The organism is Streptomyces sp. SolWspMP-5a-2, from assembly GCF_900091845.1.
In the GTDB taxonomy this organism is placed as follows: Bacteria; Actinomycetota; Actinomycetes; order Streptomycetales; family Streptomycetaceae; genus Streptomyces; species Streptomyces doudnae.
Genome location: NZ_FMCI01000030.1, coordinates 1 through 18,862, shown reverse-complemented (window position 1 = coordinate 18,862; position 18,862 = coordinate 1). Strand labels below are relative to the sequence as shown.

Below are 18,862 nucleotides of genomic sequence, written 5' to 3'. Positions count from 1 at the left end.
ACCGTTCTCCGTAGCGGAGAGCGCCGGTCGTGGCCGCTCTCCCACCCTGAAGACGGTCCGCACCCGCCGATGGTTGCCACGGATGCGGACACACAGGAGATTCTGGGCCGCACCCCGCCCAGCCCCGCCCTGCCCTGCCCCACGCCGCCCTCGTCGCGCGTATCGCGCCAAACGCGCGTACGAAACCCCGGCCGGGACGGCGATCCGCTCCGGGGGCCTCAGCCGAACTGCACGGACCGCTTCGCGAGGCCCATCCAGAACCCGTCGATGACGGACCTCCGGGTGTCCAGCTCACCGGTCGCGTCCGCCGCGCCCAGGGTGACGAAGAGGGGGGCGAAGTGCTCGGTGCGCGGGTGCGCGAGCTGCCCTGACGGGGACTTGTGCGCGAAGTCGAGCAGCGCGTCGACGTCACCGGAGTCGAGCATCCGGTGACCCCAGTCGTCGAACTCGGCCGACCAGCCGGGCACGCCGGGGCCGGTGTGGCGCAGCGCGGCGAGGTTGTGGGTGAAGAACCCGGAGCCGACGATCAGCACGCCCTCGTCCCGCAGCGGCGCGAGCCTGCGCCCGATCTCCATGAGCCGCACCGGGTCGAGGGTCGGCATGGAGACCTGGAGGACCGGGATGTCGGCCTCCGGGAACATCTCGACGAGCGGGACGTAGGCGCCGTGGTCGAGACCGCGGTCGGGGATGTCCTGCACCGGCGTGCCGGGGGCGCGCAGCAGCTTCCGCACGGACTCGGCGAGCGCGGGGGCGCCGGGGGCGTCGTACGTCACCCGGTAGTAGTGCTCGGGGAAGCCCCAGAAGTCGTAGACGAGCGGGACGGCGGTGGTGGCGCCGAGCGCGAGCGGGGCCTCCTCCCAGTGCGCGGAGACCATGAGGACGGCCTTGGGGCGCGGCAGACCGGCGGCCCAGGCGGCGAGTTCACCGGGCCAGACGGGGTCGTCGGCGAGCGGCGGGGCGCCGTGGCTCAGATAGAGGGCGGGCATGCGCTCCTGGGTGGCGGCGGACATGGCGGCGACTCCCTACTTGAAACCTCAAATTCATGTACGGCTCAGCGTACGCCGCACTTGTTTAACTTTCAATGAGGGTGCTCGTACAGTGGAGCCCATGAACACGGCATCCGAGAACCCGCGCTGGCTGACCGACGAGGAACAGCGGGTCTGGCGCGCGTATCTGCACGCCACCACACTCCTGGAGGACCATCTCGACCGGCAGCTCCAGCGGGACGCCGGCATGCCGCACGTCTACTACGGGCTGCTCGTCGGCCTCGCCGAGGCGCCGCGCCGACGGCTGCGGATGACCGAACTGGCGATGAAGGCGAAGATCACCCGCTCCCGCCTCTCGCACGCGATCGCGCGCCTGGAGAAGAACGGCTGGGTGCGCCGCGAGGACTGCCCCTCCGACAAGCGCGGCCAGTTCGCGGTCCTCACCGACGAGGGGCTGACGGTGCTGGAGCGCACGGCGCCCGGTCACGTCGGCGCGGTCCGGCAGGCGGTGTTCGAGCGGCTCACCCCCGAGCAGCAGAAATCCCTCGGCGAGATCATGCAGATCGTCGCCGAGGGACTCCAGCCGAACGAGGCGGGCGCCGACCTCCCCTGGCTGCGGTAGACACGGGCCCGCCCGCGGCGCGACCGGGGGCGGGCGCGTCCGCGCCTTTTGCCGAGGGTGATCGGCGGCCGGTGACCTTCGACGGGCGACGGCGACCGCTGAGCGCGGATCACCGGCCACCGTCACCCGCCGTGGCGGCCCACCGTGGCCGCCGTCACGGCCGCCGTCGTAACGGTCGTCGTGACCGCCGTCGTGGCCGCCGTCGTGGCTGGCCGCCGTCACGGCCGCCGTTGCGACAGCCGCCGTGGCGGTCGCGTCCGGTCAGTGGGCGATGACCGGCACCGGGAGTTCGTCGTCCTGGTCGCTGTCCGAGCCGGTGGTGACCACGTGGGTCTCCGGGCGTCCGGCGTTGACGAAGACCGTGACGATGACCGCGGCCAGCAGCAGCATGCCGACGGCGAACCAGATGGCGGCCGTGTAGCCGTGCACCATGCCCTGCAACTGGACCAGCTGCCGCTGGGACCCGGAGCGGGCGCCCGCGATGTGGCCGGTGATGTACCCGGTCGTCGCGGAGGCGGCGATCGTGTTCAGCAGGGCGGTGCCGATCGCGCCGCCCACCTGCTGCGAGGTGTTGACCATCGCGGAGGCGACACCGGCGTCCCGGGGCTCGACGCCCAGGGTGGCCAGGGACATGGCCGGCATGAACGCCGTACCCATGCCGAGTCCGAGCAGCAGCATCGCGGGCAGGATCGTCGAGGCGTACGACGAGCCGATCTCCAGTCCCGTCATGAGCAGCATGCCGACGGCGGCGACCACGAAACCGGGCGCCATCAGCATCCGGGCCGGGAGGCGGGTCATCAGCCGGGTGCCGATCTGGGTGGAGCCGACCATCATGCCGACGACCATCGGCAGGAAGGCGAGGCCGGTCTGGATCGGGGTGAAGCCCTTCACGACCTGGAGGTAGTAGGTCAGGAAGAGGAACGTGCCGAACATCGCGATGATCGCGATGCCGAGGGAGAGGTAGATCCCGCCGCGGTTGCGGTCGGTGACCACGCGCAGCGGCAGCAGCGGCGCCTTGACCCGGGACTCGGTGACGGCGAACGCGATCAGCAGCACGGCCGACGCGACGAACAGCGAGACGGTGACCGCGTCGCTCCAGCCGTCGGACTCGGCGCGGGTGAAGCCGTAGACCAGCGAGACCAGGCCCAGCGTGGACAGGACGACGCCGGGGATGTCGAGCGGGGAGCGGTTGCGGCCGCCCTCGGGCTCACGGACGACGAAGTACGCGCCGAGCGCGGCCACGATCGCGAACGGGATGTTCACGAAGAACGTCCAGCGCCAGTCGAGGTACTCGGTGAGGACACCGCCGAGGATGAAGCCGACGGCGCCGCCGCCACCGGCGATCGCGCCGTAGATGCCGAACGCCTTGGCGCGCTCCTTGGCGTCCGTGAACATCACGGCGAGCAGGGAGAGCGCGGCGGGCGCGAGGAGCGCGCCGAAGACGCCCTGGAGGGCGCGGGCGCCGAACATCATGGCGCCGCTGGTGGCGGCGCCGCCGAGCGCGGAGGCGAGGGCGAAGCCGGTGAGGCCGGTGACGAAGGCGCGCTTGCGGCCCCAGAGGTCGGCGACGCGTCCGCCGAACAGGAGCAGCCCGCCGAAGGCGAGGGCGTAGGCGGTGACGACCCACTGCCGGTTGCCGTCGGAGATGCCCAGGTCGGTCTGGGCCGAGGGCAGGGCGATGTTCACGATGGTGGCGTCGAGGACGACCATCAGCTGGGCGAGCGCGATGAAGACGAGCGCTTTCCAGCGGTTGGCGTCGCCGGGCTTGCCGACGGCGCCGCGAGCCGGAGCGGCGGTTTCAGACATGGAGGTACCCACTTCGGGACTTTCGTGACGGAACAAGGTGGTGTGAGCGCGGAGCAGGGCGTGGCGGACCACGGGACGTCGACGGTGACGGCCGTGGAGGCGTGGTTCGGGTTCGACGGTGACGGGCCGGGCGCTGCCGGGGGCCGGACCTGAGTGGGAGCCGCCGCGGCCCTGGGGCCGGGTTGGGTCAGGTCGGTCGGCCGGTTCCGCCGGTTCGGGGTCGGGCCCGCCGGGACGGACCGGCCGGATCGCGGGGACCCGGAGGGACCGGCCGCGCGGGAGGCGCGGAGCCGGGGTCGAGGCGGTGGACGGGACGGACGACGGTGTCGCTGTCGCTGTCGCTGTCGCTGTCGCTGTCGAAGACGGTGACGGTGACGGTGACGGTGACGGTCAGGGCTGTCAGGACTGCCGGAGGACCTCCATGGTCACGGTCGTCCCCGGCAGGACGGAGCGGGCCGGGGCGCGCAGTCCGTCGAGGAACAGTTGCAGATGGCGGTGGACGAAGCTGTCGACGCTGAGGCAGGCCGCGCCGGCCGGGGGCCGGCTGAGCTGCGCCACGGCGACCATCACGTCACCGACGCCGACGTCGGGACGGAGCCGGCCCGCCGCCCTGGCGCGGTCCATGATCTCCCCGACGGTCCGCTCGACCCGCTGCCGGGCCGCCTCCAGGTCGGGGTGGCTCTCGTCGAAGGTGCTGGAGATCATCGGGCACAGGGCGCTGATCCGCTCGTCCCCCGCGGTGTGCACGAAGCGCTCCAGGGCCGCGAAGGCGTCCCCGCCGGCCGCGAGCGCCGTCTCGGCCGCCTCGGAGGTGCGGTCCATGACGGAGCAGACGACGTCGCGGACCAGCGCGTCCCGGTCGGGGAAGTGGCGGTACACCGTGGCGTTGCCGACACCGGCCCGGCGGGCGATCTCGTCGAGCGGGACATGGGGCCCGTGCTCGACGAACATCTCGCGGGCGGCGGAGACGATCCGCTCCCGGTTGCGCTGGGCGTCGGCACGCGGCCGGGTCACCTTGCGCACGGGACTTGCGGTGGCCGTCACGGCGTACTCCCTGGGTTCGAAGGTCGGTGTGCGCGATCCGGGGAGGGCGTCCCCGTTTCGCTCGGACACGGGTTCAAACGGGGAAACCGTCCCCGGTTATTTCCCGCCACCGGGAAACATTCGGTGACCTGAGTCACACCTGCGCCCGCGCCCGGCGCGACGGGCACCGATCCGCCCGCGGACCAGCCACGTTCGGGCGCTCCCAGCGCGCGCCCGCGCGCCCCCCGGCCGAGGGTGATCGGAAGGGGGCAGCCGGTGACCGGTGGCTGCCGCGACGAAAGGTGCGCGCATGCAGCAGCCGGCCAGACGTCGGATACGCACGCGCCGCGTGGCCGCCCTCGCCTCCGTGACCGCCCTGACCCTCACCGTCAGCACCTCGGCGGGGACCGGGCACCTCACGAGGGCGACGTCCGGCTCCGGCGCCGGTCCGATAGCCATGGCCCGCGGCACCGCGCTCGAACCCTGCATGATCAACGGCGGGCACGCCGTCCAGATGTCCGAGGGCGTCCCCACCACCGGCGGCTACTCCCGCTCCACCGGCACCGTCCGCGCCCTGAACCTGATGGTCGACTTCTCCGACGCCCCCGGCCAGGGGGACGCCCTCGACCGGTTCCGTGAGTTCTTCCCGCAGACCCAGGAGTGGTTCCGCACCGCGTCCTACGGCCGCCTCGACTACCGTCCCGAGGCCCCCATACCCCGCTGGCTGCGGATGCCGAAGTCGTTCAAGGAGTACGGGATAGAACGCGGCGCCCCCTTCGACCCGGCCTACCGCGACCTCGTCCAGGACATCGTCTCCGCCGCCGACCCGCAGGTCGACTTCCGCTCGTACGACTTCCTCAACGTGCTGGTCACCCCGAACGCCGGTCCCTCCGCCCTCGACACGGTCCTGTCGGTGACGTTCGCGGGCAACCCGGACGCCCCGATCGCCGACGGCGTCCCGATCGCCAACGCGTCGTTCGTCTACTCCCGCCAGGACGACGGCTCCGGCTCCTACGCCCGCACCGGCTTCCGGGTGCTGCCGCACGAGAACGGCCACGTCTTCGGCCTGCCCGACCTCTACACCCAGGAGGGCGGGGGCGCGGTCGGGCACTGGGACATCATGAGCGAGGACTGGGGCGTCGACAACGACCTGCTCGGCTGGCACAAGTGGAAGCTGGGGTGGCTCGACGAGTCCCAGGTGAAGTGCGCGGCGCGGCGCGGGACGTCCGAGTTCACGCTGACGCCGCTGGCCCGCGCGGGCGGCCCGAAGCTCCTGTTCGTCCCCCTCGGCCGGGGTTCCGGCTACGCGGTGGAGGTGCGCACCCGGGAGGGCAACGACGAGGCGGTCTGCCGTCCGGGGGCGCTGATCTACAAGGTCGACGCGAACGTCGACACCGGGATGGGCCCGGTGAAGGTCCTCGACGCGCGCCCCGACAGCGGCGGCTGCACCCGCAGCCCGAACGTCCACGCGGAACTCTCCGACGCCCCCTTCGTCCAGGGCGAGACCTTCAAGGACGCCGGCCGGGGAGTCCGCATCGCGGTGACGGGAACGGACCCGGCGGGCGGCTACCGGATCACGGTGACCCGGGAGTGAGCCCGGACGCGGCGGCCTCGGGCACCCCGGGACGCCGTCGACGTCCGGAGGGGGACGACGGCGCGGGGGTCATGGAGCCCCAGATCCGCGCATTACCGTAGGCGTGCCCTGATCGCCGTACCGGAGAGCCGATGCCCGCGAACCCTGAACCGGAGCCGTCCGCCGTACCGGCGGAGGCGGTCGCGCCCCTGATCCGCGGGGTGGCCGTGCTGCGGGCGCTGACCGAGGCGGGCGGCACGCTGAGCCCGAGCGGGCTGGAGCGGGCGACCGGCCTGGCCCGCTCCACGGTGGACCGGGTCACCGCGACGCTCGCCCGGATGGGGTACGTGCGGCTGGACGGCCGTGACGCGGTCCTCGCCCCGAACGTGATGCGGCTGGGCAACGCGTACCTGGCCGCGCTGCGGCTGCCGTCGCTGCTGAACGCCCACGCGGACGCCTTGGCCGACGAGTTGGACGAGTCGGTGTCGCTCGCGGTGCCCGACCGGGACGGCATCCGCTTCATCCACCAGGCGACCAGGCGCCGCGCGATGTCGCTGAGCTTCCGCATCGGGGACCTGCTGCCGTCCGAACGCACCGCGCCTGGACCGCTGTTCGCGGCGGAGTGGACGGAACGGGAGTGGCACGACTGGCACGCCAGGACCGCGGGGAACAGAGCCCCGGGCCACCCGGCCGACCCCCCGCGTCCCGACTGGGAGACGCCCCTCCCCCCGCCGAGACCGTCACCGACCGCACCCGAACTCCCCTCCCCCACCGCGTCGTTCGCCCAGCGGGTGCGGGAAGCGGCGGACGCGGGCTGGGCGTTGGACGACCAGTTGATCGAACCGGGCCTGGTGGCGGTCGCGGTGCCGGTGCGGGACCCGCGCGGCGGCCGGACGGTCTGCGCGGTGAGCGTGGTGAGCCACACGAGCAGGCACTCGGCGGCGGACCTGCGGGACACCCTGCTGCCGAGGCTGCGCACGGCGGTGGCCGCGATGGAACGGACGCTGCGGGCGGCGGGCCCGGCACGGCAGGCACCGGCGCCGTCCGGGCTGGCGGCGTGGACGGGGTCGTCGAAGCAGGAGCTGGGCCGGGACTTCGTGGAGTCGCTGGCCCGCGGGCTGACCGTGCTGACGGCGTTCGGCGAGGGCCGGGCGGCGCTCACCCTCACCGACGTGGCGAAGGCGACGGGCCTCGCGCGGGCGACGGCCCGGCGCGCGCTGATCACGTTCGAGCACCTGGGCCTGGTGGAGCCGGGCGAGGACCCGCGGACGTTCACGCCGACGCCCCGGGTGCTCTCCCTCGGCTATCCCCCGCTGTCCCGCACGACGCTGCCCCGGATCGCGACCCCGCACCTGGCGTCGCTGTCGGCGCGGACGCACGAGTCGTCGTCGCTGGCGATCCTGGTGCCGGGCGCGGACGGCCCGGCGGAGGTCCAGTACACGGCGCGGGTGGCGACGACGCGGGTGATGAGCGTGAACCTGGCGGTGGGCACGCGGCTGCCGGCGTACGCGACCTCGCTGGGCCGGGTCCTCCTGGCGGACGCCCCGCCCGCGCTGCCGTCACCGCTCCCCCGCCTGACCCCGCGCACGGTCACCGACCCGGCGGCCCTCACGCACCTGCTGGAGCGGGCGCGGGCCGAGGGATTCTCGCTGGTGGACGAGGAGTTGGAGGAGGGCCTGCGTTCGATCGCGGTCCCGATCCGCGACCGCGCGGGCCGCACGGTCGCGGCGGTGAACATCGCCCTGCACGCGGCCCGCCACACGATCACGGAGTGCGAGACGCACCTGCTCCCGGCCCTGCGCCGAACGGCGACGGACATCGAACGCGACCTCAGGGTGGCGTCCCGCTTCACCCGGATCCCCCTGACCTGAGCACGGCGCACACGACCTCGGGCTGACGCCGCGCTCTCCCCGGGCCGGACACCCCCACCGCCCGCCCCGCCGCCCACGGCCAACCCGCTACACTGACGGCGGTGGCTCGGCCCGCAGGGCGGTCCCACCATCCCTGCCGGAGCGACCAGGGGCCCAGCCCCGTCCTCACTCCGACAGACCCCGCCTTCGTAGCTCAGGGGATAGAGCACCGCTCTCCTAAAGCGGGTGTCGCAGGTTCGAATCCTGCCGGGGGCACCAGCCAAAAGGCCCCGGACCGATCATGGTCCGGGGCCTTTGACATCTACTTCTGACATCGGGGGGAGGCGGCGCCGTTCCCGGCCGCAGGCACATCGTGACGAGCGTGGGGAGCTCCCATCCCGTCCGCCGTCGACCCAGGCAGAGCCGAGCAGACGCGGCCCATGGCGTCCAGGTCGTTCGTCCAGTGGGGCGCTCCACCTGGACGCCATGAACCATGCCCGCTCCACAGACGTGTGGGTCGACGGCGGACGGGATGAGAGCTGGGGTGGGGTGTGGTGAAGGAGGTTAGTTCGCAGACCCCGACTCGCCAGTCAGCGACGCACCGTCGTACGCTGACAGTGCGTCTACCAAGATTCGTTCGAGTGAGGGAGCCGTGGCCCTCTAGACAGAGAAGCCACGATCCGATCCAATGACACTCCTCCGGACGACTCGATGCTCGACCGCTTGGGCAAAAAGGAGGAGGGGTGAAAGGCCGATGGCCCTCCACCCCTCATGGGTAAAACTGGCGTTAGATGGCTGCAACCATCAAGCGCCTCGGCTAGGCAGTTCGCGCCTGGCTCAGCGTCCGGTAGGCGGCTTCGCCCTTGCGGTCGATGCACGGCGGGAACGTAGCGCCAGCCTCATGGAAGGTGGACACCCCGTACTGGTCGGTGTAGACACCCGTCGCGGGCACACGCTGTCCGGTCTTCCACTCGCCGTTGGGCCCCTTGGGCCCGTGTCGTCGATTCATGTCGATTCTCTTTCTGTGCTGGATGAGTGATTCCGTGGACGTCATTGATCTGAACTCACGGAGGGCCCCGGCTTCGGACGAAGCGCGCTCCGCGACATGCATGTGCGGAAGCGGCTGGTTCGAGCTGAGGGTCCCGGGCAGCACCAAACAAGGAGCTGTCTGCATGCGCCAAGACGGCTCCATTTCGGGGTATGCCGGACAACCTCACTGCATGGAGTGCGGCACCCCCTGGACCCCTCGGTAGCAACACGCTAGTCCTCAACCTTGTCCCCCGGAGTTTCATCGGGGGCGGTCGCCTTGAGGACCCAAGACCGGTCAGGCATCCGGTCGACCAGCCCACTCTTGAGAGCACGCTGGTAGATCATGTTGATCGCGGACTTGGGGGTCCGCCATGTCGGATCCACCCAGCCGCGGCGCGTCCACTCCTCGATGATGTCGGGCATGCGCATCGGGCCTCGCGCATCGGCCAAGATCTGCGCAGCCCGACGCACGGTCGGGGACGGCTCCCCCCTCCTGCGTGTCACTCGATCTTCGCCAGCTTGCACCGCCTGTGCTTCCTCGACGGCAGGCTGCAGTTCGAAGCTCCGCCCTGCGTCCCCCGGCTCGAAGATCTGCTTGAGCCCGTACACAACGGACCGCAGGTTGCGCACGCGTTCCCGCACATCGCGAAGCTCATTCTCAGCTTCTACGAGTTGCCGCTGCGCCACCTCCAGTGCATCCCGGAGTGCTTGGTTCTCTCCCATGATCCTCAGGATAACACATCTGAACGCGCGCCATGGTGGCAACGTTTAAACGACGCGTTCAGGTGAGGGTAGCTACTAGCCCTCTCCGAGGTGTCGATAACCTTGGAAACGCAGGTTCACGAGCTGGAATCTGAGCTTCCGCTCCCATGGATCGCCCGCAGCTACTTCGAACAAACAGTCGCATCGAGGTTCTCAACGCGTCCTGGGGCGGCAAACGCTCCCTCTTCTATCGACCAGCCGCTCTGCACTTCCGCGGCCGGGACTCAGCCTCGGTACTCCGCAAAGCACTCGTTCTGTAGAGCGCCAGAGCAGCCGTGTCCCATCCGTGCCCGATCGATCAGGAACTCACGGGAAACCACGGTCACGAACGGGCAGCGCGCACACCGAAGATCCCCGACCGATGTTCCCGGTCAGGGGCCTTCAGCCTGTGCGGTGGGTGTGGGATTTGAACCCACGGTGGCTCTCGCCACGACGGGTTGGGGTAGGGCGCTCAGTCACCAGTGAAGACAGGGACGATCACTGCTGCGATCGCAGAGAGCAGGCCCGCTACGGCCAAGAAGGCGTTGAACTTCTCTTTCGCGGTCGGGAAAACGGCGCGACTCACGTCCCCGACCTTGCTTCGGAGCACGATCATCTTGAGCTTCTGCCACCGATGTTGGCGGTTTCGACACCCCATCAGTACGCCGTAGGCGTTGTTCCGGCAGTACGTCCTGCCGTCGCGGTTGACCGCCCCACACCAGACCGGCACCTGGAAGGAGGCGTAAGCGAATACCGCGATGGACAACGCGGCGACGGTGGCAGGGCGGGAAGCCGCACAGGGAGCTGAGGCGACCGTCTTCACGTCCGACACCGACGACATGGACCGGCTCCTCGCCGGACGCTCCGTGCGGGTCGAGAAGGTCTGACGGAACGCCGCCCGCGCAGCGGCCAGGTCCGGTGGCGGCTCGGCCGGCGTGCCCGTGGGCGGGCGTCCGGCGGGATCACCCGTCACCCGCCGCGATCAGAATCCGCCCGCCGTACAACCACTCGCCCCTCTCATGTATCCCACTCCTCGTACGACTGTCCGTGGGACGGTCACATGCTCAAAAGGGGATGCAGTGAGCAGTGTCGGAAGACCCCGTCTGGCCGCCGCGACCGCGGTGGTGATCTCCATGACGGGCACTCTTGTCGCGGTCGCCGGGGCCCCGGCGTCTGCGGCGGCCTGCGCGACGAACGCCTACACCCGGCAGTACTTCGCGAACACCGGGTTCTCGGGGTCGCCGAAGCGCACGGACTGCGACACCGTCATCGACGAGAACTGGGGCTCCAAAGCGCCTGGGGTCTCCGGCCTCGGCAAGGACAACTTCGGGGTCCGCTGGACCGTGAAGCGCGACTTCGGCTCCGGTGGTCCCTTCTCGTTCGCCGCCTCCGGCCAGGACGGCATCCGCGTCTACCTCGACGGCACCCGCAAGATCGACCTCTGGAAGAACGGGTCCAGCACCGTCTCCAAGACCGTCAACCTCACCGTCCCCCGCGGCACCCACACCCTCCGCGTCGACTACGTCAACTGGACCGGCGCCGCCGCCGTCAAGTTCGCCTACACACCCCGCACCGGCGCCACCGTGGACAAGGTCGCCCCGCTCACCCCCACCGGGCTGTCGATAGCCCGTGACGCCGGTTCCGGACGGAACTTCATGCGCTGGACGGCGAACAAGGAGATGGACCTCGCGGGTTACCGCGTCTACCGCCGCACCCCCGCCCAGACGTCCTTCGGCGCTCCCCTCGCCACGGTCACCGGCACGTCCTTCACCGACACCACCGCCGGGGACACCACCCACCTCTACGAGATCCGCGCCGTCGACAAGTCCGGCAACCTGTCCGCCGGGACCGCCGACGTCTCGGTCACCGGGAACCCCGTCTTCCTGCGCCAGTACTTCGCGAACACCGGCTTCACGGGCACGCCGAAGCGCACGGACACCGACACCGCGATCGACGAGAACTGGGGCTCGAACGCGCCCGCGGTCACCGGCGTCGGCAAGGACAACTTCGGGGTCCGCTGGCAGATCACCCGTGACTTCGGCTCCGGTGGTCCCTTCTCGTTCGCCGCCTCCGGGCAGGACGGCATCCGCGTCTACCTCGACGGCACCCGCAAGATCGACCTCTGGAAGAACGGGTCGAGCACCGTCTCCAAGACCGTCAACGTCACCGTCCCCCGCGGCACCCACACCCTCCGCGTCGACTACGTCAACTGGACCGGCGCCGCCGCCGTCAAGTTCGCCTACACCCCCCGCACCGACGCCACCGTGGACAAGGTCGCCCCGCTCACGCCCACCGGGGCGAAGGTGGTGTACGACGAGGCCACCGACTCCGCCACCCTCTCCTGGGCTCCCAACAAGGAGATGGACCTCGCCAACTACTGGGTCAGCCGGGGACAGGCGGCGGGTGGCTTCGGGGTCACGGCCCTGACCCCGAAGACCTCCTGGACGGACACCGGACTGCCCCGCAACGGCAGGCCCGTCCGCTACTACATCAACGTCACCGACCGTGCCGGGAATCTGTCCGGGAGCACGGCCGTCCTGACGGTCAACACGGTCGACACCGTCGTGCCGACGACGCCCTCCCTCTCCGTGTCCCATCTGGCGGGCAGCACCAGCTCGCTGACGATCGGCTGGGGCAACCTGACCAGGGGCGAGATAGAGACCGGCGGCACCGTCAGCGTCTACCGGTCCACCGGCGACACCCTCGGGGACAGTCCCCGTCTCGTCGGGACGGTGTCGAAGGACTCCCCGAAGCCGTCGCCCTACGCGTACGTCGACGAGCTGCCGGCCTTCGACGGCACCACCTACACCTACGGCATCAGGGTGACCGACGCCGCCGGGAACACGTCCCCGATGTCCGCGCCGAAGACGGTCACCCCCGACAGCGTCCCCCCGGCCCCCCTCACCGGTCTGACCGCCACGCCCCGCGCCGACGGCGTCCTGCTGAGCTGGGACGCCCCCGCCGAGAGCGGGCTGACGTACGCCGCCACCCGTGTCGTCCGGCGGCCGGACGGCAGCACCGGCTACGACAGCGACGGGTGCGCCGACGCCGCCGACCCCAAGAAGCTCACCGCCCTGCCGAACGCGATGCTGTGCGCCGGACCGGCCGACGGCGAGACGGTGACCTTCCTCGTCACCGCGATCGACCCGTGGGGCAACCGCATCGCCCCCGAGCTGGCCCCCACCGTCACCACCACCGAACTCGACAACAGGCCCGACGACGCCCGCGGCGAGGACTCCGGTCTGCTCACCGTGCTCAACCCCGACGCCGTGACCAGGCTCGGCCGCCTGGAGTGGGCCTGCTCCGACCCGGCGGCCTGCGCCGGCATCACCGAGTACCGCGTGGAGCGCTGGAACGGGGCCACCGGGACGTACGAGGCCGTCACCACCGTCGCCACGGCCCCGAACCGCTGGTACCACGTCCCCGTCCGCCTGCCGCTGGGCGAGACGTCGTTCCTCCGGATCACCGGCGTCCTCGCCGACGGCACACCGGCCGCCGTGGTGCACCACGCGGCGGCCAAGGGCGACTACGTGTGACCCCGGGGACCGTGCCGCCGGCTTCCCGGCGGTGACGGGGATTCAGGCCGCGGCGGATCGGGGGGACGTCCGCGGCGGAACCTGACCGCCCGGGGGGGCCGGCGTGCGTCCTGCGCGCGACGGCGGTGAGGGCCGCGCCCCCGGGCTCGCGGCCCTCACCGCCCCGAACACGGGCCACCGCAACGGCGGTTGGGCGGACACCCCGCCCCAGCACCCCGTCCTCAGACCTCCACCACCCGTACCCCCTCCGGTGCCTCCACCGTCACCGTGCCCGTCTCCGTGACCGTGATGTCCAGGGCCGCGTCCGCGATGCGCAGGCCCGTCAGGGTCAGGGGGCCGTAGGACGACGCGAAGGCCGGGGTCAGGGTGACGGTGCCGGTGGGGGCGTCCGCCTCCAGGCCGAGGGCCGACTGGAGGACCGCCACCGACGCCGCCGCCGCCCACGCCTGGGGACGGCAGGACGCCGGGTAGGGAGCGGGGTCCGGGGTCTCCTCGGCGCCGTGGCCCGCGAACAGCTCCGGGAGGCGGGCCGCGAAGGACGTCGACGCCGTCAGCAGCCCCTGCGAGAGGGACGCCGCCGCGGCCGGGAACCCCGCCCGCGCCAGGCCGCGCACCGCGATCGCCGTGTCGTGCGGCCAGATCGAACCGATGTGGTAGCCGTACGGGTTGAAGCCCACCGACTCCGTGCTCAGCGTGCGCAGCCCGTGCCCCGAGTCCAGGTCGGGCGCCGCCAGACGGGCCGCCAGCAGGGCGCTCTCCTCGCGGTTCAGCAGCCCCGTGCCCAGCAGATGCCCGAAGCCCGAGGTGACCGAGTCGACCGGCAGCCCCTCGCCGTCCAGCGCGACCGCCGGGTACCTGCCCCGCTCGTCCTCGACCCAGAAGCGGGCCCGGAAGCGCTCGGCGAGGTCCTCGGCCCAGCGCTCCCACTCGTCCGCGCCGGGCCGCCCGAACGCCCGCAGCAGGGCGGCGCCGCCGCGTGCGGCCTCGTACGCGTACGCCTGCACCTCGCACAGCGCGATCGGCGTGCCCGCCAGGCGGCCGTCACGGTGCCTGATCGAGTCCTCGGAGTCCTTCCAGCCCTGGTTGGACAAGCCGTGGCCGGTCTGGTCGACGTACTTCAGGAAGCCGTCGCCGCTCGCGTCCGCCTGCTCGCGCATCCAGGACAGGGCGGCCTCCGCGTGCGGCAGCAGGTCGGCGACCTCGGCCTCGGGCAGGCCCCAGCGCCAGGCGTCGTGCAGCAGCGTGATCCACAGCGGCGTCGCGTCGACGGTGCCGTAGTAGACGGGCGGCAGCGAGAGCGCGTCGCTGAAGTGCAGCGACGCCCTGCGCACCTCGTGCAGGATCTTCCCGGGCTGCTCCTCCGTCGCCGCGTCGGTGACGGCGCCCTGACGGCGGGCCAGCGTCCGCAGCGTCCCGGCCGCCAGCTCGGTGCCGAGCGGCAGCAGCATCCGGGCCGCCCAGAGCGCGTCCCGCCCGAAGAGGGTCAGGAACCACGGCGCGCCCGCCGCGAGGAACTGGTCGGGCCTGGCCGGGTCGGCAGAGGCCGCGTCGGTCAGCCGCAGGCGGTCCAGGTCGGCCAGGGACTGCGCCACCCAGCGGTCGAGCGCGCGGTCCGCGCTGCGCAGCGCCGGGACGTTCCAGGGCAGCCGCCCGGCCGGCGGGGGCGGGAACTGGTCGCCGTCGGTGTAGGCGGCCGCGCAGGTCAGGGTCAGGGACCAGGAGTCCCCGGGCGCCAGGCCGATGTCGTACGACAGGCGGACGGCGGTGTCGTCGGTGAGGTCGGCCGCGGTCGGCGCGAGGCTCGTCGACAGCCGGACCGTGAAATCGTCGGACGCCCAGCTCAGAGCGGTCGCCCCGACCCTGCTCGGCTGCCGTTCCGCGGCCGGGGAGCCGGTGGCCTCCCGACCCGCGCCCGGCCACAGCGGGCCCTGCCCCTCCGCGAGCCCCGGGAAGCGGCCCGACTTCACCCGCTCCATCGGCGCGAGGTCCGTGCCCGCCGTCACCGTCAGCCTGAACAGGACCGGCCTGGTGCCCGCGTTGGTGACCTCGAACGTCTCCTCCAGACGGCCCGCCTCCGTGTGCCGGCGGCGGCGCAGGGCGACGGCCGGGTCGGGGGTCACCTCGCCGAGCCCGCGCAGGATCGACCGGAACTCGGCCCGGTCCGCGCCGCGCAGACCGCCGCCGACCGGGGCCAGGGGGACGCCGTCGGCGGCGACCGTCAGCCGCGACAGGGCCCGGCGGTCCCCGTGGTAGAAGCCGTCCGCACCCTCGCTGAGCTGCCCGTCCGCACGGGAGACGACCAGGCTCGGGGCATGCAGCGTGACGACCGCGTCATGCAGGAACGGCTGGAGTCCGGCCACGTCGACGGGGGACGCCGTGACCGACCCGTTGGTGTCCTGGGGCTTGACAGTGGTGTCCAAGTGAGTAGAACCTCTCAGCGTTAGATCGTTCCAAAGACAGTAAGTCGCTCCTCAGGGCGCTGACAATGCTTTTGGAACGCTAAAACCAGCACATCAGATCCAGCTTCAAGATCCACCTTCGCGATCCACCTTCGCGATCCACCTCCGGGATCCGGTGCCGAGATCCGGTGCCGCCGGTTCCGGATCCCCGACCCCGTCCACCAGCCCCGTCCACCAGCCGACCTCCGTCCCTCAGCCCCACCACCCAGCCCCCGTCCGCATGATCGAAGCGTCGAGGTCGACGCCGGTGTCCGAGCCGCAGTACCGTCCGCACGTCCCGCTTCCTCTCCCGTACGCCGGAGACCCCGCATGCCCCGCTCCAGCAACAGCCCATCGGCCAAAGGCGGCCCGGTGACCCTCGCGACGGTCGCCCGCCGGGCCGGGGTGTCACCGCAGACCGTGTCGAACGCCATCAACTCTCCCGACCTGCTCCGCCCCGAGACCCTGGACCGGGTCCGGCGGACGATCGACGAGATGGGCTACCGCCCCAGCCGCGCCGCGCAGACCCTGCGCACCCGCTCGAGCAAGCTCATCGGCTACGGCATCCAGCCCTCGCCGTTCAGCTACCCGGTGCTCGACCGCTTCCTGCACGCCGTCTCCCAGGCCGCCGACGAGGCGGGCTACCGCATCCTGCTGTTCGCCTGCCCGCCCGGCGGTCCGACGCTGGAGGGCTACGAGGAACTGCTCGACCAGCACGAGGTGGACGCCTTCGTGCTGAGCGGCACCGAGCACGGCGACCCCCGGCAGGCGTGGCTGGCCAAGCGGGGCGTGCCGTTCGTCAGCTTCGGGCGGATGTGGTCGGGACGGCAGATCGGTGACTGGGTCGACGTCGACGGCGCCTCCGGGACGGACGCCGCCGTCGAGCACCTGGTCTCCCTCGGGCACCGCAGGATCGCCTTCCTCGGCTGGGAACGCGGTTCCTCCGGCGCCGGTGACGACCGGGCCGCGGGCTGGCAGCGGGCGATGCGGCGGCACGGCCTGTCCACCCGGGGCAGGCGCGGGCAGAGCGTGAACGACATCGACGCGGCCCACGCGGCGGCGAAGCCGCTGCTGGACGCGGGCGCCACCGCCGTCGTCGCGGCGAGCGACATGCTCGCCCTCGGCTGCTACCGGGCGCTGCGCGAACGCGGCGCGGCGCCGGGGCGGGACGTCTCCGTCGTGGGCTTCGACGACTCGCCGACCGCCGAGCTGCTCTCCCCCGAGCTGTCCTCGCTCGCCCAGCCGCTGGAACAGGTCGGACGGGAGTGCGTACGGCTGCTGCTGGCCCGGCTCGCCGCGCCGGACGCGGAGGCCGAACGGATCCTGCTGGAGCCGTCCCTGGTCGCCCGCGACAGCACGGCCGGACCACCGCCTCCCGGCGGGTAACCCGGAGACCCAGTCGCCCGGAGACCTGGCCACCCGGCCACCCGGCAACCCGCCTACCGGCATCGGTCATCGGTCATCGGCGACCATCCGTCGGCCATCGGCAGTCGGCAACGGACTCCGGTGACGGACGGCGGTGACGGATCCGGGTGACGGACAGCGGCCTCGGAACCGGCCACCGGCTACCGGCTACCGACCACCCCGGAACACCGGCTACCCGGAACCACCGGCCACCCCGGAACTCCGGTAGCCGAAAGGCCAGTCACGACCGGCGGCGACCGATAAAAGCCGACAAAAACTGATGAAGGCAGACGGCCGACAGCCATCACCCCGTGCCCGATCCAGAAACGTTTCTGCACGTCCCCCACCACCCCAGAGCCCCACCGTCCCCTCCTCCATCCCCACACCCCGGGCCCGTGCCCCAGTGCCCCGCCCGGGTGGAGCCGCACACGAACCACCCCTGATCCCCGGAGGATTCCATGGCACACCGTACGGCCGCCGCGGCCCTCGTCACCTGCGCGGCGCTGCTGTCCGTCACCGGCTGCTCGTCGAGCTTCGACAAGGACGAGAAGACCCAGCAGGACAGCAGCTCGAAGCAGAACCTCAAGATCCTGATCGCCTCCTCGGGCGACGCGGAGACCAAGGCCGTGCAGGACGCCGTGGCCGCGTACGAGAAGGCGTCGGGCAACAAGGTGACCGTGGACGTCGCCAAGGACATCAACCAGCAGCTCGCGCAGTCCTTCGCCGGGCACAAGCCGCCGGACGCGTTCTACGTCAACTCCGACCAGTTCGCGAACTACGCCAAGGGCGGCTCGCTCTACGCCTACGGCGACAAGGTCTCCGACGCCGACGACTTCAACGAGGGGCTGCGCCAGTCCTTCACCTACGACGGCAAGCTGACCTGCCTGCCCAAGGACGTCTCCACGCTCGCCCTGGCGATCAACACCGACCTGTGGAAGAAGGCCGGGCTGACCGACAAGGACTACCCGACCACCTGGGCGCAGCTGAAGACCGTCGCCGGCAAGCTGACCGGCAAGGGCACCACCGGTCTGGTCGTCGGCGCCGAGTACGCGCGGCTCGGCGTCTTCATGAAGCAGGCCGGCGGCTGGATCACCGACGAGGACCAGTCGAAGATGACCGCCGACAGCGCGGCGAACACCGAGGCGCTCAGCTACGTCAAGTCGCTGCTGAAGTCCGGCTCCCTCAAGTACGCGCCCCAGGTCGACACCGGGTGGGGCGGTGAGGCGCTGGGCAAGGGCAAGGCCGCGATGACCATCGAGGGAAGCTGGCTGACCGGCGCGATGAAGACGGACTACCCGGACACCAAGTACACCGCCGTGCCGCTGCCCGCCGGACCCGGCGGCAAGGGCACCCTCGCCTTCAGCCAGTGCTGGGGCGTGGCCGCCGAGAGCGCCCACCGGGCCGCCGCCGTCGACCTGGTGACGTACCTGACCTCCGCCAAGCAGCAGCTCGCGAACGCCGACGCGTTCGGCGTGCTGCCCTCCCGCACCAGCGCCCAGACCGAGCTGGCGGCGAAGGACCCGAGCGCGAAGGTGTGGCTGGAGGCCAACGCCTACGCGCAGGGCCCGGTGACCGTGGCCGGTTTCGACAAGGTCCTCAGCCAGTTCAACACCGACCTCGCGGCGCTGGCGACCACCGAGCCGAAGACCGTCCTCGGCAACCTCCAGCGCAACGGCGAGCAGGCGCTCACGAAGGCGAAGGACAACTGAGCCGCCATGTCCAGTACGTCCCGTACGCCGAACCACCCGCAGCCCGGCCCGCGCACCCGCGCGGGCTCGGGCCCCCGAACGGCCGACCCGGCGGGCGCACCTGACGCGTCCGGCGGGCCCGGCCCTGCCGCGGCGCCCCGCGCCG

At 71.8% G+C, this 18,862-nt stretch carries 14 protein-coding genes and 1 tRNA gene; 8 read left to right on the top strand and 7 right to left on the bottom strand.

Annotated elements, in window-relative coordinates; all coding sequences use genetic code 11:
- Positions 1-218: 218 nt before the first annotated feature.
- Positions 219-1,010, bottom strand: a complete 792-nt coding sequence (locus GA0115242_RS01870; protein WP_161352950.1) for a dioxygenase family protein — start codon at positions 1,008-1,010, stop codon at positions 219-221.
- A gap of 97 nt (positions 1,011-1,107) precedes the next feature.
- Between GA0115242_RS01870 and GA0115242_RS01865 the strand changes: the two genes are divergently transcribed.
- Positions 1,108-1,608: a MarR family winged helix-turn-helix transcriptional regulator gene (locus GA0115242_RS01865; protein WP_093823783.1), complete on the top strand. Its 501-nt coding sequence runs from the start codon at positions 1,108-1,110 to the stop codon at positions 1,606-1,608.
- A 261-nt stretch (positions 1,609-1,869) separates the two neighbouring features.
- Here GA0115242_RS01865 and GA0115242_RS01860 read toward each other — a convergent pair whose 3' ends face one another.
- Together GA0115242_RS01860 and GA0115242_RS01855 are read right to left on the bottom strand one after the other, a co-directional pair.
- Positions 1,870-3,414: an MFS transporter gene (locus GA0115242_RS01860; protein ID WP_093823813.1), complete on the bottom strand. Its 1,545-nt coding sequence runs from the start codon at positions 3,412-3,414 to the stop codon at positions 1,870-1,872.
- Between the two features lie 399 nt (positions 3,415-3,813).
- Positions 3,814-4,458, bottom strand: a complete 645-nt coding sequence (locus GA0115242_RS01855) for a TetR/AcrR family transcriptional regulator (RefSeq protein WP_093823781.1) — start codon at positions 4,456-4,458, stop codon at positions 3,814-3,816.
- A gap of 289 nt (positions 4,459-4,747) precedes the next feature.
- Here GA0115242_RS01855 and GA0115242_RS01850 point away from each other — a divergent pair, with 289 nt between their 5' ends.
- From GA0115242_RS01850 to GA0115242_RS01840, 3 genes are all read left to right on the top strand, one after another.
- Positions 4,748-6,031 (top strand): M6 family metalloprotease domain-containing protein, encoded by a 1,284-nt coding sequence (locus tag GA0115242_RS01850; protein ID WP_176729719.1) that lies wholly within the window; start codon positions 4,748-4,750, stop codon positions 6,029-6,031.
- Between the two features lie 131 nt (positions 6,032-6,162).
- On the top strand, positions 6,163-7,881 hold the full coding sequence (locus tag GA0115242_RS01845; protein WP_093823778.1) for an IclR family transcriptional regulator domain-containing protein: 1,719 nt from the start codon (positions 6,163-6,165) through the stop codon (positions 7,879-7,881).
- A gap of 182 nt (positions 7,882-8,063) precedes the next feature.
- A tRNA-Arg gene (locus GA0115242_RS01840) sits at positions 8,064-8,139 on the top strand.
- Between the two features lie 538 nt (positions 8,140-8,677).
- On the opposite strand, the gene GA0115242_RS40215 is transcribed toward GA0115242_RS01840, so the two are convergent.
- The 3 genes from GA0115242_RS40215 to GA0115242_RS40210 all read right to left on the bottom strand — a co-directional run bounded on the left by GA0115242_RS40215 (position 8,678) and on the right by GA0115242_RS40210 (position 10,396).
- Complete coding sequence (locus GA0115242_RS40215) at positions 8,678-8,869, bottom strand: hypothetical protein (RefSeq protein WP_141721452.1); 192 nt, start codon at positions 8,867-8,869, stop codon at positions 8,678-8,680.
- A gap of 251 nt (positions 8,870-9,120) precedes the next feature.
- On the bottom strand, positions 9,121-9,612 hold the full coding sequence (locus GA0115242_RS01835; protein WP_141721451.1) for a hypothetical protein: 492 nt from the start codon (positions 9,610-9,612) through the stop codon (positions 9,121-9,123).
- A gap of 490 nt (positions 9,613-10,102) precedes the next feature.
- Positions 10,103-10,396 carry a hypothetical protein gene (locus GA0115242_RS40210; protein WP_141721450.1) on the bottom strand — a complete coding sequence of 98 codons (294 nt, stop codon included), beginning with the start codon at positions 10,394-10,396 and terminating at the stop codon, positions 10,103-10,105.
- On the opposite strand from GA0115242_RS40210, the gene GA0115242_RS41415 reads away from it, so the two are divergent.
- On the top strand, positions 10,389-10,517 hold the full coding sequence (locus GA0115242_RS41415; RefSeq protein WP_256089346.1) for a hypothetical protein: 129 nt from the start codon (positions 10,389-10,391) through the stop codon (positions 10,515-10,517). The genes GA0115242_RS40210 and GA0115242_RS41415 overlap by 8 nt on opposite strands.
- Positions 10,518-10,763: 246 nt before the next feature.
- The gene (locus GA0115242_RS41200; RefSeq protein WP_237548616.1) at positions 10,764-13,166 is read left to right on the top strand and encodes a PA14 domain-containing protein; all 2,403 of its coding nucleotides are present in this window, start codon (positions 10,764-10,766) and stop codon (positions 13,164-13,166) included.
- Positions 13,167-13,387: 221 nt separating this feature from the next.
- Here GA0115242_RS41200 and GA0115242_RS01825 read toward each other — a convergent pair whose 3' ends face one another.
- Entirely contained in the window at positions 13,388-15,586 is a 2,199-nt protein-coding gene (locus tag GA0115242_RS01825) for an amylo-alpha-1,6-glucosidase (RefSeq protein ID WP_093823772.1), read from the bottom strand.
- A 348-nt stretch (positions 15,587-15,934) separates the two neighbouring features.
- On the opposite strand from GA0115242_RS01825, the gene GA0115242_RS01820 reads away from it, so the two are divergent.
- The gene (locus GA0115242_RS01820) at positions 15,935-16,990 is read left to right on the top strand and encodes a LacI family DNA-binding transcriptional regulator (RefSeq protein WP_093823770.1); all 1,056 of its coding nucleotides are present in this window, start codon (positions 15,935-15,937) and stop codon (positions 16,988-16,990) included.
- Positions 16,991-17,466: 476 nt separating this feature from the next.
- Positions 17,467-18,717 carry a sugar ABC transporter substrate-binding protein gene (locus GA0115242_RS01815; RefSeq protein WP_093823768.1) on the top strand — a complete coding sequence of 417 codons (1,251 nt, stop codon included), beginning with the start codon at positions 17,467-17,469 and terminating at the stop codon, positions 18,715-18,717.
- The last annotated feature ends 145 nt before the right edge of the window (positions 18,718-18,862 follow it).

Coding starts and splice junctions, on each gene's coding strand:
- GA0115242_RS01865 (WP_093823783.1), top strand. CDS start 1,108: ATGAACACGGCATCCGAGAACCCGCGCTGGCTGACCGACGAGGAACAG.
- GA0115242_RS01870 (WP_161352950.1), bottom strand. CDS start 1,010: ATGTCCGCCGCCACCCAGGAGCGCATGCCCGCCCTCTATCTGAGCCAC.
- GA0115242_RS01845 (WP_093823778.1), top strand. CDS start 6,163: ATGCCCGCGAACCCTGAACCGGAGCCGTCCGCCGTACCGGCGGAGGCG.
- GA0115242_RS01860 (WP_093823813.1), bottom strand. CDS start 3,414: ATGTCTGAAACCGCCGCTCCGGCTCGCGGCGCCGTCGGCAAGCCCGGC.
- GA0115242_RS41415 (WP_256089346.1), top strand. CDS start 10,389: ATGGACAACGCGGCGACGGTGGCAGGGCGGGAAGCCGCACAGGGAGCT.
- GA0115242_RS41200 (WP_237548616.1), top strand. CDS start 10,764: ATGACGGGCACTCTTGTCGCGGTCGCCGGGGCCCCGGCGTCTGCGGCG.
- GA0115242_RS01820 (WP_093823770.1), top strand. CDS start 15,935: ATGCCCCGCTCCAGCAACAGCCCATCGGCCAAAGGCGGCCCGGTGACC.
- GA0115242_RS40215 (WP_141721452.1), bottom strand. CDS start 8,869: ATGAATCGACGACACGGGCCCAAGGGGCCCAACGGCGAGTGGAAGACC.
- GA0115242_RS01835 (WP_141721451.1), bottom strand. CDS start 9,612: ATGGGAGAGAACCAAGCACTCCGGGATGCACTGGAGGTGGCGCAGCGG.
- GA0115242_RS01815 (WP_093823768.1), top strand. CDS start 17,467: ATGGCACACCGTACGGCCGCCGCGGCCCTCGTCACCTGCGCGGCGCTG.
- GA0115242_RS01850 (WP_176729719.1), top strand. CDS start 4,748: ATGCAGCAGCCGGCCAGACGTCGGATACGCACGCGCCGCGTGGCCGCC.